This is a genomic window from Shinella pollutisoli (genome assembly GCF_024609765.1).
In the GTDB taxonomy this organism is placed as follows: Bacteria; Pseudomonadota; Alphaproteobacteria; order Rhizobiales; family Rhizobiaceae; genus Shinella; species Shinella pollutisoli.
The window spans coordinates 65,258-80,385 of the sequence record NZ_JANFDG010000020.1; the positions used below are offsets into that span (position 1 = coordinate 65,258).

Annotated in this window: 12 protein-coding genes; 2 read left to right on the forward strand and 10 right to left on the reverse strand. The window is 67.9% G+C overall.

Features of this window, described 5'->3' with window-relative positions:
* Positions 1–10 precede the first annotated feature (10 nt).
* From NNZ72_RS16685 to NNZ72_RS16715, 7 genes are all read right to left on the reverse strand, one after another.
* Positions 11–2,128, reverse strand: coding sequence for a bifunctional sugar-binding transcriptional regulator/dihydroxyacetone kinase subunit DhaK (locus tag NNZ72_RS16685; RefSeq protein WP_257316535.1), 2,118 nt, complete (start codon positions 2,126–2,128; stop codon positions 11–13).
* Positions 2,129–2,263: 135 nt separating this feature from the next.
* Positions 2,264–2,905, reverse strand: a complete 642-nt coding sequence (gene dhaL / locus NNZ72_RS16690; protein ID WP_257316536.1) for a dihydroxyacetone kinase subunit DhaL — start codon at positions 2,903–2,905, stop codon at positions 2,264–2,266.
* Between the two features lie 12 nt (positions 2,906–2,917).
* On the reverse strand, positions 2,918–3,910 hold the full coding sequence (locus NNZ72_RS16695) for a dihydroxyacetone kinase subunit DhaK (protein ID WP_257316537.1): 993 nt from the start codon (positions 3,908–3,910) through the stop codon (positions 2,918–2,920).
* Between the two features lie 36 nt (positions 3,911–3,946).
* Positions 3,947–4,720: an SDR family oxidoreductase gene (locus NNZ72_RS16700; RefSeq protein ID WP_257316538.1), complete on the reverse strand. Its 774-nt coding sequence runs from the start codon at positions 4,718–4,720 to the stop codon at positions 3,947–3,949.
* A gap of 148 nt (positions 4,721–4,868) precedes the next feature.
* Positions 4,869–5,855: a substrate-binding domain-containing protein gene (locus NNZ72_RS16705; RefSeq protein WP_257316539.1), complete on the reverse strand. Its 987-nt coding sequence runs from the start codon at positions 5,853–5,855 to the stop codon at positions 4,869–4,871.
* An 85-nt stretch (positions 5,856–5,940) separates the two neighbouring features.
* A complete protein-coding gene (locus NNZ72_RS16710; RefSeq protein ID WP_257316540.1) occupies positions 5,941–6,945 on the reverse strand; it encodes an ABC transporter permease in 1,005 nt (334 codons plus the stop codon).
* Positions 6,946–6,997: 52 nt separating this feature from the next.
* Positions 6,998–8,476 (reverse strand): sugar ABC transporter ATP-binding protein, encoded by a 1,479-nt coding sequence (locus tag NNZ72_RS16715; protein ID WP_257316582.1) that lies wholly within the window; start codon positions 8,474–8,476, stop codon positions 6,998–7,000.
* Positions 8,477–9,182: 706 nt separating this feature from the next.
* Here NNZ72_RS16715 and NNZ72_RS16725 point away from each other — a divergent pair.
* Both NNZ72_RS16725 and NNZ72_RS16730 read left to right on the forward strand, forming a co-directional pair.
* Positions 9,183–11,060 carry a methyl-accepting chemotaxis protein gene (locus NNZ72_RS16725; protein WP_257316541.1) on the forward strand — a complete coding sequence of 626 codons (1,878 nt, stop codon included), beginning with the start codon at positions 9,183–9,185 and terminating at the stop codon, positions 11,058–11,060.
* Positions 11,061–11,401: 341 nt separating this feature from the next.
* Positions 11,402–11,533, forward strand: a complete 132-nt coding sequence (locus NNZ72_RS16730) for a hypothetical protein (RefSeq protein WP_257316542.1) — start codon at positions 11,402–11,404, stop codon at positions 11,531–11,533.
* Here the strand turns inward: NNZ72_RS16730 and NNZ72_RS16735 are convergent.
* The 3 genes from NNZ72_RS16735 to NNZ72_RS16745 all read right to left on the reverse strand — a co-directional run bounded on the left by NNZ72_RS16735 (position 11,514) and on the right by NNZ72_RS16745 (position 14,930).
* Positions 11,514–11,702, reverse strand: a complete 189-nt coding sequence (locus tag NNZ72_RS16735) for a hypothetical protein (protein WP_257316543.1) — start codon at positions 11,700–11,702, stop codon at positions 11,514–11,516. The two genes, NNZ72_RS16730 and NNZ72_RS16735, sit on opposite strands and share 20 nt — an antisense overlap.
* A 285-nt stretch (positions 11,703–11,987) precedes the next feature.
* Positions 11,988–13,415 (reverse strand): gamma-aminobutyraldehyde dehydrogenase, encoded by a 1,428-nt coding sequence (locus tag NNZ72_RS16740; protein ID WP_257316544.1) that lies wholly within the window; start codon positions 13,413–13,415, stop codon positions 11,988–11,990.
* Between the two features lie 63 nt (positions 13,416–13,478).
* Positions 13,479–14,930, reverse strand: coding sequence for an APC family permease (locus tag NNZ72_RS16745; RefSeq protein WP_257316545.1), 1,452 nt, complete (start codon positions 14,928–14,930; stop codon positions 13,479–13,481).
* Positions 14,931–15,128 lie beyond the last annotated feature (198 nt).

Genomic DNA, 15,128 nt, shown 5'->3' on the forward strand with positions numbered 1-15,128 from the left:
CCCTTGCGTGTCAGCCGTGCGCCGGGACGTCCGTTTCAGGCCCGTTGATGGTCAGGATCGCCGTCCGGCACGGATGGTGCAGCAGTTCCGTGAGCTGGCGGTCGAGATGCAGGATCGAGATGGAGGCGCCCACCATGTCGAGCGACGTGCAATAGTGTCCCACCCAGCTCGCCTCGATCGCGATGTTCTTGGCGGAAAGCCGCTGCTCCACCCGGCGGAACAGGATGTAGAGCTCCATCAGCGGCGTCGCGCCGAAGGAATTGACCAGCACCGCCACCCGGTCGCCGGGCTCCGCCTTCATCTCCTTGAAGATGTTGTCCATGATCGTGTCGACGATCTCGTCGGCGGTGCGGATGCGCTCGCGCGAGACGCCGGGCTCGCCGTGGATGCCCATGCCGAGCTCCATGTCGTCCGGGCCGATCTCGAAATTGTGCCGCCGCGTCTGCGGCATCGAGCAGGATTCGAGCGCGACGCCCACCGTGAAGGTGCGGTCGTTGGCCTTGCGGGTGACCGCCTCGCATTCGGCGAGCGTCATGCCGCGGTCGCAGGCCGCACCCGCCACCTTGAAGACGAAGAAATTGCCGGCGACCCCGCGACGGCCTTCCCTGTCCTCGATCGGCGAGGAGGCGATGTCGTCCGTCGTCAGCACCGTGCGGATCGGGATGCCCTGCTCCTCGGCGATCTCCGCCGCCATCTCGAAATTCATCACGTCGCCGGCATAGTTGCCGTAGACGAAGAGCACGCCCGCGCCGCCCGAGGCCGCGACGGCGCATCTGGCGATGGGATCGGGCGGCGGCGAGGAGAAGATGTTGCCGAGCGCGACCGCGTCGGCGAGCCCCTTGCCGACATAGCCGACGAAGCAGGGCTCGTGTCCCGTGCCGCCGCCGATGACGAGGCCGACCTTGCCGGGGCGCGGACCGTCGCGGGCGACGAGCGCGCGGCGCGAGCCGCCGATCGGCTGGAGGTAGGGCCTGTGCGCGACGATCAGTCCGTCCAGCATCTCCTCGACCACGTCGTTGGGATTGTTGAGGAATTTCTTGACGTGGCTGCGATAGCTGTTGGACACCGGCGCGCTCTTCTGGCGCTGCGAGAGCTTGCCGTCGAGGCTCGTCACGCCGTCGGCGCGCAGGATGCCGGCCCCCGTCGCCGCGTCCGTCACCAGCACGTTGACATAGCCGCCACGCAGCGCGGCCAGCAGGGCCGGCACCTTGTCGAAGCCGCCCGCGACGGCGACGCGCGTGCCGATGCCGCGCAGCATCTCCAGCGAGATGCCGATCGTGCGGTCGTCGAGGGGACCGGCGACGGGACGGCCGCGCTCGTCGATGAAGCGCCCCGCGAGCACGCCGGCCGCTCCCTTGGCGAGGTAGTGCTGCAGGGGCACGGATTCGAAGAAGCCGCTGGTGTGGATCGTCGAGTTGGGCCGCAGCGACGAGATGCCGAAGACGATGCGGTTGGCACGGGCGAGCGTGTCGAACTGCTCGCGGATCAGCGGCTCCGCGAGCAGCATGCGGTGCATCTCGGCCGATGCGACGATGGCCGGCGCCGTGATGTTGACGCAGCGCGCGGAGATCGCGCGGGCGACGGCGGCGGCCGTCAGCTCCGGCGTATAGGCGAAGCTCGCGGTGGTGCCGCCGGTCGCCTGCACGACGGTGACGTCCTGCAGCGGCCCCGTCTCCAGGTGCTCGCCGACCGACAGGATGGTGCGGCCCCAGGCGACGGCGAGCGTGTCGCCGGACTTGATCATCTTGGCGAGCGCCTGCGCGCCGGCAGCCCCCAGCCGGCCGATGAGCGGGCGCGTGTCGTCGTCGTTCGGCACCACGAGGCAGTCGGACAGGCCGAAATGGCGCTTCAGTTCCTGGGCGATGGTGAGCGAGGCGAGCCGGGCGGGCTCGATGGAGATGTTGACGATGCCCTTTTCCCGGGCGTCGGCGAGATAGCTGTTGACGGTCGCGCGCGAGACGCCCATCGCCTCGGCGATCTCGCCCTGCGTCATGCCGTCTTCGTAGTAGAGCCAGCAGGCCCAGACATAGGGGTCGTCGCCGTAGCGCAGCGGGATCGAATCGATGCCTTCCGGCCCGTTCACCCGGCTGGTGCCGCCCTTGCGCGGCGAGCTCGTCTTCAATGCCATCGGTTTCGCCGGCCCCCTTCTGGCGGCGACCATGAAAGCAACGCCGCCGGTTTGCAACATGCCTCGGCAAAAAAGCGGTGCGCGACCCGCCGCGATGGAACGGGCCGCGCATCCTGGGAGGAACCTTTTCGGGCGTCAGGCGAGCCGGGCGCGGGCGCCGTCGGACAATTCCCTGAGGATGATCGCGCAGGAGGTGGCGCCCGCATCGAGCACGCCGAGCGAGCGCTCGCCGAGCCGGCTGGCGCGGCCGATCTTCGCGACGAGATCAATCGTCGAATCGCGCCCCGCCTCGGCGGCGGCGACGAGCGCCTCCAGCGCCTCGGCGAAGGATTTCCCCTCCGCCGTCGCCTTGTCGAAGGCCTCCACGGCCGGCACGAAGGTGTCGAGCAGCGTCTTGTCGCCGACCTTGGCCGACCCGATCGACTGGATGCCGGAAAGACCGGCATGCAGCATCCTGCTGTAGGCCGCCGCATCGATCTTCTCGACGCCCTCGATGGTCTCGGCGAATTCCGTGAACATGACGCCGTAGAGCGGGCCCATCGAGCCGCCGATCTCCGTCATCAGCACGGTGCCGAGCGTGTCGAGGGATTCGGAAAGCGGTGCATCCTTGCCCTTCAGGCGCTCGGCGGCCATGCCGAAGCCCTTGGCCATGTTGACGCCGTGGTCGCCGTCGCCGATCTTGCCGTCGATCTCGGAAAGATAGGCGCGGTTCTCGACGATCCGCTCGGCCATCGAAAGGACGATGGCGCCAGCGGAAGCATTGTCGAAAGTCTGCATGGCGTCCTCCGCTTAAAGGATGATCGTGCAACGCGTCTCGACGTCGAGCAGCGTCTTCAGTTCGTCGTCGAGCGCCATGACGGTCAGCGTCGCGCCGACCATTTCCAGCGAGGTGAAGTAGTTGCCGATCCAGGTCTTGCGAATCTTCAGCCCGCGCGCCGAGATCTCGCTCTCGATCGTGTCGTTGAGGATGTAGAGCTCGTTGAGCGGCGTCGCGCCGAGGCCGGAGACGAGAACGGCGACCTCGGTGCCTTCGGGCAGATCGTGATCGTCGAGCACGATCTTCACCATGTCCCGGGCGACGTCCGCCGCGGTCTTCAGCATCTCGACGCGCACGCCCGGCTCGCCGTGGTGGCCGATGCCGACCTCCATCGTGCCGGGCTCGATCTGGAAGTTCGGATGGCCGACGGCCGGCAGCGTGCAGGGGCCGAGGCCGACGCCGATGGAGCGGCAATTGTCGATCGCCTTCTGCGCGGTGGCGCGGACCTCTTCGAGGCTCGCGCCGGTCGCGGCCTTGGCGCCGCCGATCTTCCACATGAAGATCTCGCCCGCCACGCCGCGGCGCTTCTCGCGCTCCTCGGGCGGGGCGGAGCAGACGTCGTCGTTGGCGACGACGGTCGCGACCTCGATCCCGTCCTTGGCGGCGAGCTTCGTCGCCATCTTCACGTTCATGTTGTCGCCGGCATAGTTGCCGTAGAGCACCACGACCCCCTTGCCGCCGTTGGCCTCGCGGATCGCGTCGTGGAAGCTCTTGGCGGTCGGCGAGGAGAAGAGTTCGCCGACGGCGACCGCGTCGAGCATGTTCCTGCCCGTATAGCCGATGAAGGCCGGCTCGTGGCCGGAGCCGCCACCCGTCACCACGCCGACCTTGCCGGCGACGGGAGCCTCCCTGGCCACGACGACGCGCGGGTTTTCGGCAAGGCGCACGATGTCCGAATGCGCCTTCACAAAGCCCTTCACGGTATCTTCGACCACCAGGTCCGGGTCGTTGACGAAACGCTGCATGATAAATCCTCGAGAACGTCGAGAGCCGGTCAGGGCTCAGAGAATGGTGTAGCCGCCGTCGATCAGGAGATCGGCGCCGTTGATCATGTCGGCGCCCGGCGAGGCCAGGAACACGGCGGCGGCGGCGATCTCCTCCGGGAAGGCGAAGCGGCCGGTGGGGATGCGTTTCTTCGCCGCCTCGCCCTTCTCGCCGGCCCAGGCCTTCTTGCCGAGCTCGGTCAGAACGATGGTGGGCGAAATGGTGTTGACGGTGATGCCGTGCCTGCCCCACTCGGCGGCAAACGTCTTCGACATGCCGATGACGCCGAACTTGGAGGCGCAATAGGCGACGTGCTCCTCGATCGCCACCGTACCCGCCTGCGAGGCGAGGTTGACGATCCGGCCGCCCTTGCCGGCGGCGATCATCCGGCGGCCGACCGCCTGGGTGACAAGGAAGCTGCCCTTGAGATTGATGTCGATCGTCCTGTCCCACTGGGTGAGCGTCAGGTCTTCCGCCGGCGCCAGCGCGACGATGCCGGCGCTGTTGACGGCGATGTCGATGCCGCCGAAGGCGTCGACCACGTCGGAGACGGCCTTTTCCACCGAGGCGGCGTCCGCCACGTCGCAGACGAAGGGTCGTGCCGGACCGCCGAGTTCCTCCGCCTTCGCGCGGGCGATGTCGGCGTTGATGTCGAGCACCGCCACCTTCGCACCCTTGGCCGCGAAGGCCGCGGCGATGGCCGCGCCGATGCCCGACGCGCCGCCGGTGACGAGCGCGACCTTGCCGTCGAGCGGGAAGTTGAGGTCGATCTTGGGAGGAGTGTCGGTCATCGGTTCAGCCTTTAGATGTTTAAGAAAGCGAGGCGGCGGGCAATACCCCCCTCATCCGACCCTTCGGGCCACCTTCTCTCCGCTGGGGAGAAGGTGCCGGCAGGCGGATGAGGGGGCTATCGAAGGCGATTGCCCCGCGGTTGACTCGTTACTTGCGCATGTCCAGGAGCTTGTCGACGTTCTCGGCCGTTACCGGCGTCCACGGAACGTTGTACTCCTTGTCCTTGCCGTCGTTGAACGGCATGTCCGGGTACTGCGCCCAGATGTCGGACTGCGGCTTGTAGTCGCCCTGCTTGGCATGGAAGATCGCAAGGTCGAGCGCACCCTGCGCCTGGGCGCGCGCATCCTGCAGGATCGACGTCATCGTTCCTTCCTTGACGGCGTTGAGCGCGTCGGTCACGCCGTCGATGCCGGCGATCGCGAAGTCGCCGACGTTGAGGCCGGCGGCCTTGATCGCCTCGATCGCGCCGAGCGCCATCTCGTCGTTCTGGCCGATGACGCCGTTGATCTCGCCGGGATGCGAGGTCAGCCAGTTTTCCATCAGCGTCTGGGCTTCGGCGCGCGACCAGTTGGCGGTCTGCTGCTCGAGGACCTTGACGTCCGGGCACTCGGCGAGCGCCTTCTGGTTGCCTTCGAGGCGGGAGATCTGCGCCGACTGGCCGATCGGGCCCTCGATGATGACGACATTGCCCTTGCAGCCGATCTTGTCGAGCACGGTCTTGGCTTCCATGTAGCCGGACACCGTGTCGTCGGAGCCGACATAGGCGGCGAGCAGGTCGGAGTTCACGCGGGTGTTGGAGCCGACGACCGGGATGCCGGCGTCATGGGCCGCCTGCACGGCGGTGGCGCCGGCCTCGATGTCGATCGGCACGAAGATGATCGCGTTGAACTTCTGCGTGATCATCGTGTTGAACTGCTCCTGCTGGACCAGCGCGTCGTAGCGGCCGTCGAAGACGGTGAGCTCGATCTCGCCGTTCTTGACGGCGGGGTGTTCCTCCAGCGCGGCCGACCAGATCTGCATGAATTCCGCGTTGAGGCCGTAGGGGGCCGCGCCGATCTTCAGCTTCTCCTGGGCCATGGCGGACGAGGCGAGCAGGACCGTCGCCGAGGCAAGCGCAATCATCAGTTTCTTCATTGCATTCTCCTCCTTTGAGAATTGCGGCCGCCGTTGCGGCGTGCCGTTTCACCGACGGGCGCAGCGCGCCCGTATCGCATCCGGGCTAGACGCCCTGATTCCGCTTCTGGTCGAGCATCACGGCGCCGACGATGAGGGCGCCCTTGAGGACCTGCTGGTAGTAGGACTGGATGCCCATCAGATCGAGGCCGTTGTTCATGACGCCGATGATGAGCGCGCCGATCAGCGTGCCGGTCACCCGGCCGACGCCGCCCGAAAGGCTGGTGCCGCCGATGACCACCGCCGCGATGGCGTCGAGCTCGTAGGCGATGCCGGCCTGCGGCAGGGCCGATCCCGTTCGGGCCGACAGGATCATGCCGGCAAGGCCCGACAGCGCGCCCGAGATCACGTAGACGAGGAAGCGGATGCGGCTGACGTTGAGGCCCGAGGTCTTGGCGGCATGCGGGTTGCCGCCGACGGCGTAGATGTAGCGGCCGAAGCGCGTGCGGGTCAGCACCCACCAGGAGACGAGGAAGACGGCGGCGAGCAGGACGACCGGCATCGGGATGCCGAGGATGCTGCCCGTGCCGATCCAGCGGAACTCCGGGGAGAGCGCCGGCACCGGCTTGCCGCCGCCGTAGATGAGGGTCGCGCCGCGGGCGGCCGACAGCATGCCGAGCGTCGCCACGAAGGCGGGCACCGAGAAGCGCGAGACGATGAAGCCGACGAGCGCGCCGCAGCCGACGCCGACGAGGATGCCGACGGCAAGCGCCACCACCATCGGATAGGGCGCGCCGGCGACGCCGGCGGTCGCCGAGCTCGTGACGAAGCTCGCGCTCACCATGCCGGCCAGCGCCACGACCGAGCCGACCGACAGGTCGATGCCGCGCGTCAGGATGACGAAGGTCATGCCGATCGCCAGCACCCCGTTGATCGACGTCTGCAGCAGCACGTTGGAGATGTTGCCCGGCGTCAGGAAGAACTGGTTGGAGACGGACAGGATGCCGACGAGCAGCAGGAAGGCGAGGAAGATGCCGTATTCCTGCACGATCAGCCTGCGGCGATCGGAGTTCAGCCAGGTGCTGGAGGTCTTGTTCTCTAAGCTGGACACTTGGGTCACCTCTTGCCGTACGGGGTGGATGCTTCAGCCGGTCGCCGCATCGTCAGGTCGACAGGTGCACGAGCGACTGGGCGTCCGTCTCCTGCCGGCCGTAGATGCCGGCGGACCGTCCCTGCCGCATGACGAGGATGCGGTCCGACATTCCCAGGATTTCGTCGATTTCGGAGGAGATCATCACGACCGTGCCGCCGGCGGCGGCGAAGTCGCAGATGATGCGGTAGATCTCGCGCTTGGCGCCGACGTCGACGCCGCGGGTCGGCTCGTCGAGCAGCAGCACGCGCGGCTCGCGCAGGAACCACTTGCCGAGCACCACCTTCTGCTGGTTGCCGCCGGAGAGCCCGGAGACCGGCATCGTGTCGCGCGCGGCCTTGATGGCGAATCGGGCGATCATGTCGGCGCTCGCCTGCTGCTCGCGCCGCTGCTGCATGACGAAGGCGGGGCTCATCTCGGGCAGGCTGGCGAGGCAGATGTTGTTGCGCACGCTGTCGGTGAGGTTGAGGCCCGTCAGCTTGCGGTCCTCGGTCACGAAGGCGATGCCCTCCGCCATGGCGTCGGACGGCTGGCGGATGGCGACGGTGCGGCCGTCGAGGCGGATCTCGCCGGCGGACGGACGGTCCATGCCGAACAGGCAGTTGAAGATCTCCGTGCGACCCGAGCCCATCAGGCCGTAGATGCCGAAGATCTCGCCCTTGCGGGCGGAGAACGAGATGTTCTCGATCTTGCCGGGCGCCGAGAGGCCGGCGACCTCGAGGCCGGTGACCTCGGTCGGCGTGTTGGTCTTGATGTATTCCTCGCCGAGCTCGCGGCCGACGATCATGCGGATGAGGCCGCGCCGGTCGATGTCGGCGAGCCTGCCGGCGCCGACGAAGGCGCCGTCGCGGAAGACGGTGTAGCTGTCGGCGATCTGGAAGATTTCCGACAGCCTGTGCGAGACGTAGACAATGCCCTTGCCTTCCGCCTTCAGGCGCCCGATCGCCTGGAAGAGGTGCTGGGCCTCCTTCTCGCCGATCGCCGAGGTCGGCTCGTCCATGAAGATGACGTCCGCCTCGTGGCTCAGCGCCTTGGCGATCTCGACGAGCTGCATCTGCGCGACCGAGAGGTTCATCATGTACTCGCGCGCGGAGATGTTGAATTCGAGACGGTCCAGCAGCGCCTGGGCATTACGGTTCATCGTCTTGAAGTCGATGCCGCCGAAGCGGGCCGAGGGCTCGCGGCCGAGATAGATGTTTTCCGCCACCGTCATGTGCGGAACGGGGCTCAGCTCCTGCTCGATGATGGCGATGCCGGAGGCGAGCGCCTCCGCCGGGCTGCCGAACTCGACCGGCTTGCCGCGATGCAGGATCGTGCCGCCGTCGCGCTTGTGGATGCCCATGAGGATCGAGAGGAATGTCGACTTGCCGGCGCCGTTGCCGCCGCAAAGCGCGTGCACCGAACCGCCCGAAAGCTCGAAACGGCCGTCGCGAAGCGCGGCGACGCCGCCGAAGGACTTCTTGAGCCCTTCCACCTTCAAAAGTGGCTGCATTCCTCCCTCCCGGCATATGCAGCAGCTCAACCTCAGCCGCTTTTTACAAATAACACCATAAGGTCGACATATGTCAAGACAACATTTCGACAAGTGAAAGATCGGCAATGAAATTTGTAAATTGCGAAGGCGGGAAACGTGGGAAGGCAGCCGCCAACCTCTTGAACGACCTGCGGAAAGCAGCAGCGTACCCGTCACTGTGCGCATACGCTTGCTACGGACGTTTCGGCCTCGAATCGAGCTGCATGGAACGGCATGGGCCGGCGAGGCGGTCCGCGACCAGGCATTGCCCCCGACGCGAGCGACACCTCGTCCGTGCCGGGTTCGAGGCGGATGCCGAGGTCCCCACGGGTCCAGAAGGCCAAGCGGTTCAACGTCGTCGCGAAGGGACGAGCGAGCCTGAAGGCGTCGCCCGCATGCCGCGCGTCCCACCCGTCGAGGCCGAGGTCGTGCTCCACCGCTTCCGCCCTTTCCCGGCCGGCAGGGCGCCGCGGGACGGCATTGCCTGCACCCGGGCGGCGATCAGGACCGGCTTTACCAAATGTAAAGCGGCCTACCCTATTTTTGGGGTGGGAGGCGCATGGTTCGGTCCATCGGCCTCCGCAGCGAGCCCGCGCATCCTGCGCGCTGCATGACGCCATCGGCTCGCACCGGTCGGACCGGATGCCCAACGCTGCCCCCCCCGGCCTCTTCCAGTGGAGTTTTCATGTCCCGTCTCGGAATCGCCGCCAGGCTTCATCTCCTGGTCGCCCTCTCGTTGTTCGTCGTCTGCGTCGTCATGCTGCTGAGCCTTCGCACGAGCAGCGAGCAGCTGACCGGGGAGCGCATGACGCTTCTGCAGTCCGTGGACGAGGTCGCCCTTTCCATCATCGCGCGCCAGCACGCCCTCGAAGAGAGCGGTGCCCTGTCCCGCACGCAGGCGCAGGAGGCGGCGCTGACCGAGCTCCGGGCGATCCGCTACGGCGACAACGGCTATATCTGGGTGAACGACCTGAACCGGATCATGCTGATGCATCCGATGAAGCCGGAGCTCGACGGGCAGGATCTGACCGGCATGACGGATCCGGACGGCATGGCGATCTTCGTCGAATTCGTGAAGGTGGCGCAGGAGCGGAAGAACGGGTTCGTCGAATATCTCTGGCCCAAGCCCGGCGTCAGCGAGCCGGTCGCCAAACTCTCCCACGTCACCCTGTTCGAGCCGTGGGGCTGGGTCGTCGGCAACGGGGTCTATATCGACGATCTCGCCGCCAAGTTCTGGCAGCAGGCGCGGCTCGGGCTCGGTGTCGCCGCCGTGGGCGCGATCTTCATGCTCGTGGCCGCCCTCTCGATCGTGATGTCCGTGACGAAGCCGATCGGGCGCCTGCGGGTGGCGATGGAGAGGATCGCCGAAGAGGATTTCGCCGCGGAAGTGCCGGACACACCGCGCCGCGACGAGGTCGGCGCCATGGCCCGCACGCTGGTTGCGCTCCGCGATTCCGTCAACGAACGCGTCCAGAGGCGGCTTGCCGATACGGAGGAGCAGCGGCGCCTGCTCGACGCGGAGAAGATCCACGCGGAGCGGCTGCGGGCGGCCCATGCGGACAACCTCAACGTCGTGGTGATCGAGCTCGGCGCCGGCCTGGCCCGGCTTGCGGAATGCAACATCCGCATGACGATCGACGAGCCCTTCCCCGGCGATTTCGAGCAGCTGCGCCGGGATTTCAACAATTCGATCGCCACGTTCCAGGCGACGCTCGTCGAGGTCCTGCAGCAGACGAAGGCGCTGCAGGACAACGGCCAGGAGATGCGAGAGGCCGCGGACAACCTCGCCAGGCGGACGGAACAGCAGGCCGCCGCGCTCGAGCAGACCTCCGCCGCGCTCGTCGAGGTCGCCGCGACCGTGAACGCCTCGGCCGAGCGGACCCAGCAGACCCGCGACCTCGTGCGGGAGGCCAAGTCCTCCGCCCTGACGTCGGGCAAGGTGGTTCGCGACGCCGTCGACGCCATGCACCGCATCGAGACCGCGTCGAAGGAGATCAACCAGATCATCGGCGTGATCGACGAGATCGCCTTCCAGACCAACCTGCTCGCGCTCAACGCAGGCGTCGAGGCGGCAAGGGCGGGCGATGCCGGCAAGGGCTTCGCCGTCGTCGCGCAGGAGGTGCGCGAGCTCGCGCAGCGGTCCGCCAAGGCCGCCAAGGAGATCAAGGGGCTGATCGTCAATTCCGCCGTCGAGGTGTCGACCGGCGTCCAGCTCGTCGGCGACACGGGCAAGGCGCTCGACCGGATCGGCACGTTCGTGACGGAGATCGACGAGAACATGGATGCGATCGCGATCGCGGCGACCGAGCAGTCGGCAGGCCTCCAGCAGATCAGCGCCGCCGTCAACAGCATCGACGAGATGACCCAGCAGAACGCGGCCATGGTCGAGGAGACGACGGCGATCAGCCACACGCTCGCGGAAGAGGCGAGCCTCCTCGCCTCGCTGGTCGGCCGCTTCAAGCTCAATCGCCGCAGCGCGCTGCGCGAGCCCGGCTCGCAGGCCGCGCAGGGCGGACAGCGGCAGCGGCCGGCTGCCGCCGCGGCCTATCCGGCGGCCGCCTAGCCGATCGAGCCACGTTTCCCGGCGGCAAGGGACCCGCCGCCGGGAACGGGCCTCGAACAGCCCGTTGCCCGCGCCGGGGCGCGTCATCATGCGCGGCGGATGACCGCGATCGTGCTCGCCGGGCGCCGCCTTCATCCGCACCGGCAGGATGGTGCCGATATAGCCGGAAGCCGTGCGGCCGTGCCGGCGGATGCCGTCCCGGAAGCGGATAGCCGGGAACTTCTCGACCAGCACCACCCGCGCTCGACCGTCAGCGCCGGCAGGGCCTGCGCACCGCCGCGGAAGAGCGGCAGCGCATCGTCGTCAGCCTGCCGTAATCCTTCCTCAAGCGGCTGCGTTCCTTGCCGCGTTTCGCGGGCACGCCTCCGGTTCGTCAGTCGCGGCGGACGCCGCCGGACGACATCGACGATTTCCTGATGCACGGCCTCGAGCCGGAGCGCGTGCTCGGCGTCATCAACTGGCACCTGCGCTGATAGCGGGCCGACGGCCCGCTGCCACCTCCGAATAGATCTCAAGGATCTCGCGCTGGATCGCGACCGTCTCCTCGCAGCTGCCCCTGCCTAACTGCGCCCGCTGCGCGAGAAGCATCGGCAGCTCGCGCTGATGCTCGGCCGCGGCCATCAGATGCTCGCGGGTCAGCACGCCGTACTGCGCGCGCGGCGTCGAAGCCTTTTCCAGGCCGCACGCAGCCGTCCCGGCAGCGCCTGGACGGAACGCTGGAGGATCTCGCGCCAGAGTCCTCCCTGTTACCGACGTAATAGTAGATGTTGGAAAGGCTGACGCCGGGACACCTTGGCGATGTCACGGATCGAGGTCCGCTGAACCCCCTTTTCCGTGACACAGGCGGAAGATCCGGCAGGACTTGCACAAGGATCAAAGGCGCCGCCGCGGCACGCTGCCGGCGGCGGCACTCGTTGCGACGCCGCGTCAACCGTGGGCGATCATCACATGGCGGACGGCGGTATAGTCCTCCAGCGCGTAGACGGACATGTCCTTGCCGTAGCCGGATTGCTTCAGGCCGCCGTGCGGCATCTCGCTCGCCAGCATGAAATGGGTGTTGATCCAGGTGCAGCCGTAGCGCAGCCGGCTCGCCGTCCGCATTGCCCGCGAGACGTCCTTCGTCCAGATCGAGGAGGCGAGCCCGTAGTCGCTGTCGTTCGCCCAGGCGACCGCCTGTTCGGCGTCGGAGAAGCGGGTGACGGAGACGACCGGGCCGAACACCTCGCGGCGGACGATCTCGTCGTCCTGGCGCGCGCCGGCGACCACGGTCGGCTGGAAGAAGAAACCTTCGCCGCCGGCGACCGCGCCCCCGGTGGCGATCTCGATATGCTTCTGCTCGGCCGCCCGCGCCACGAAGCTCTCGACCCGGTCGCGCTGGCGCCTGGAGATCAGCGGACCGAGCTCGTTCTCCGTGTCGTCGGGCCGGTCGTAGGCGAGCGTCGAGACGGCGGCGGAGAGATCGGCGACGAGCGTCTCGTAGACGGCGTCCTGGACGTAGAGGCGGCAGGCGGCCGTGCAGTCCTGGCCGGCATTGTAATAGCCGAAGGTGCGGATGCCCTGGACGACGGCGTCGATGTCGGCGTCGTCGTAGACGATGACCGGCGCCTTGCCGCCGAGCTCCAGATGGGTGCGCTTGACGGTGCCGGCCGCGGCGGCGAGCACCTTCTTGCCGGTGGCGATGTCGCCGGTGATCGAGACCATGTCGACGGCCGGGTGACTGATGATGGCATTGCCGACCGTCTCGCCGCGGCCGAGCACGATGTTGATCACGCCCTCCGGCAGGATGCCGGAAAGCAGCCTCGCCATCTTCAGCGCGGTCAGCGGCGTCAGCTCCGAGGGCTTGAAGACGACGGTGTTGCCGCCAGCGAGCGCCGGGGCGAGCTTCCACGTCATCATCATCAGCGGATAGTTCCACGGCGCGATCGAGCCGACGATGCCGAGCGGGTCGCGCCGGATCATCGAGGTGTGGCCGGGCAGGTATTCCGCCGCCACCGGCCCGTGCAGCGCGCGCACCGCGCCGGCGAAGAAGCGCCAGCAGTCGACGATGGCGGGCAGCTCGTCGTTGCGCACGGCATTGATCGGCTTGCCGCAGTTCAGCGATTCCAGCGCGGCGAAGCCGTCGGCGTCCGCCTCGATCGCGTCGGCGATCCTCAGGAGATAGCCGGAGCGCTCGGCCGGCGTCGTCGCCGACCATTTTTCAAAGGCGCGCGCGGCGGCGGCGACGGCCGCCTCCACCTGCGGCGCGCTCGCCTCGGCAAGGCTCGTGACGACCGCGCCGGTCTTGGGGTTGAGGACGTCCTGCGCGGCGCCTTCTCCGTCGAGAAAGCGGCCGCCGACAAGCATTTCGGTATCCATGGATCTCTCCTTGCGGATTGTGCTTCGGCGGGCGGCGGGCGTCTCCGCCCGCCGCCCCGGCTCCTACTGGCCGGCGACGGCCGCACGCACGGCGCCCGTGCGCATGAACGGCAGCACGATCAGGCCGGCCACCACCACGACGACGCTGGTCAGGATCACCGCATAGTTCTCGTACCAGTTCGCATCCGGCAGGCGCGGCCAGGCGAGGTTGATGATGGCCGAGACGCCGTAGGCGAAGGCGAGGAACGTCACCGGCACGCCCCAGCCGGCGAGGTTGAACGGCCCGGACGGCTTCCAGCCGCGCAGGCGCGCGACGATCGCCGCGAAGACCACCATCTGGAAGGCGATATAGATGCCGACGGCGGCGAAGCTGACGACGACGGCGATCGCGTTGCTGAGGAAGTAGCCGCCGAGCGCGATGATCGCCGGCACGATGCCGCAGATGATGAGCGCGACGCTCGGGACGTGGGCGGACGAGAGCCGCACCAGCACCTTCGAGGCCGGCAGCATGCCATCGCGGGCGAAGGAGAACATCAGGCGGCTTGCCGCCGCCTGAAGGCTGAGCACGCAGGACAGGAACGACACCAGCACGACGAGCAGGACGACGCGGGCGCCGCCCTCGCCGAAATTGGTGGTGAGCACGGTCCAGACCGGGTCGGTGTCCTGGCCGGCGATGACCGCGCCGATGTCCTTGACGGCGAGGATCAGCGCGAGACAGACGAACATGGCCGCCGCGCCGCCGATATAGATGGTGAGGCGCATGGCCCGCGGGATCGCCCGGCTCGGGTTCGGCACTTCCTCGGCGACGTCGCCGCAGGCCTCGAAGCCGTAGTACTGGAAGATGCCGGCAAGCCCCGCGGCGAGGAACGCCGGGAGATAGCTGCCCTCGCCGACGACGGAGACCGTGTCGAACAGCACGGAGAGGGACTGCTCCCGCCCGAAGATGAGAAGCCAGGCGCCGACGGCGAGCGCCCCGCCGAGCTCACAGAGGAAGCCCATCATGGCGACGCGGGCCAGCACCCGCGTGCCGGCGAGGTTGAAGAGCGTCGACCCCGCGATGATCAGCATCGCCGTCACCGTGTTGACGAAGGGCGACGGCTCGAAGCCGACGAGCGCGGCGAGATAGGGGCCGGCCCCCATCGCCACGGCGGCGACGGTGGTGGCGAGCGCCCAGAGATAGATCCAGCCCGTCATCCAGCCCCAGCGGTCGCCGATCAGACGGCGCGCCCACGGATAGACGCCGCCGGCGATCGGGTATTGCGAGACGATCTCGGCGAAGACGAGACAGACCAGGAACTGGCCGATGCCGACCAGCAGGTAGCTCCAGAACATCGGCGCGCCGCCGGTGGCGAGCGCGAAGCCGAACAGCGTATAGACGCCGACGACCGGCGACAGATAGGTAAAGCCGAGGGCGAAGTTCGCCCACAGCGACATCTTGCGGTCGAAGGACGCCGTATATCCCAGCGCCTCCAGCTGGGCGTCGTCCGCCCTGTCGTTCATTTCCTTTGCGGCCATTTGCTCCTCCATTATGTATCCGCATGACAGAAACCTGCGGCCCCGCCGCTCCTCGCCGGCAAAGGGCGTGGAATCGGCGAAGGCGCGATCCTGCAGTTGGGCGCGCATCCTGTCTGTCGTCGGCGGCGCACCCCCCGTGCCTGCCGCCATGCCTCCCTCGCCCCCGCAGGGTCGGCCATAGAAAAGCACGAACCGTGC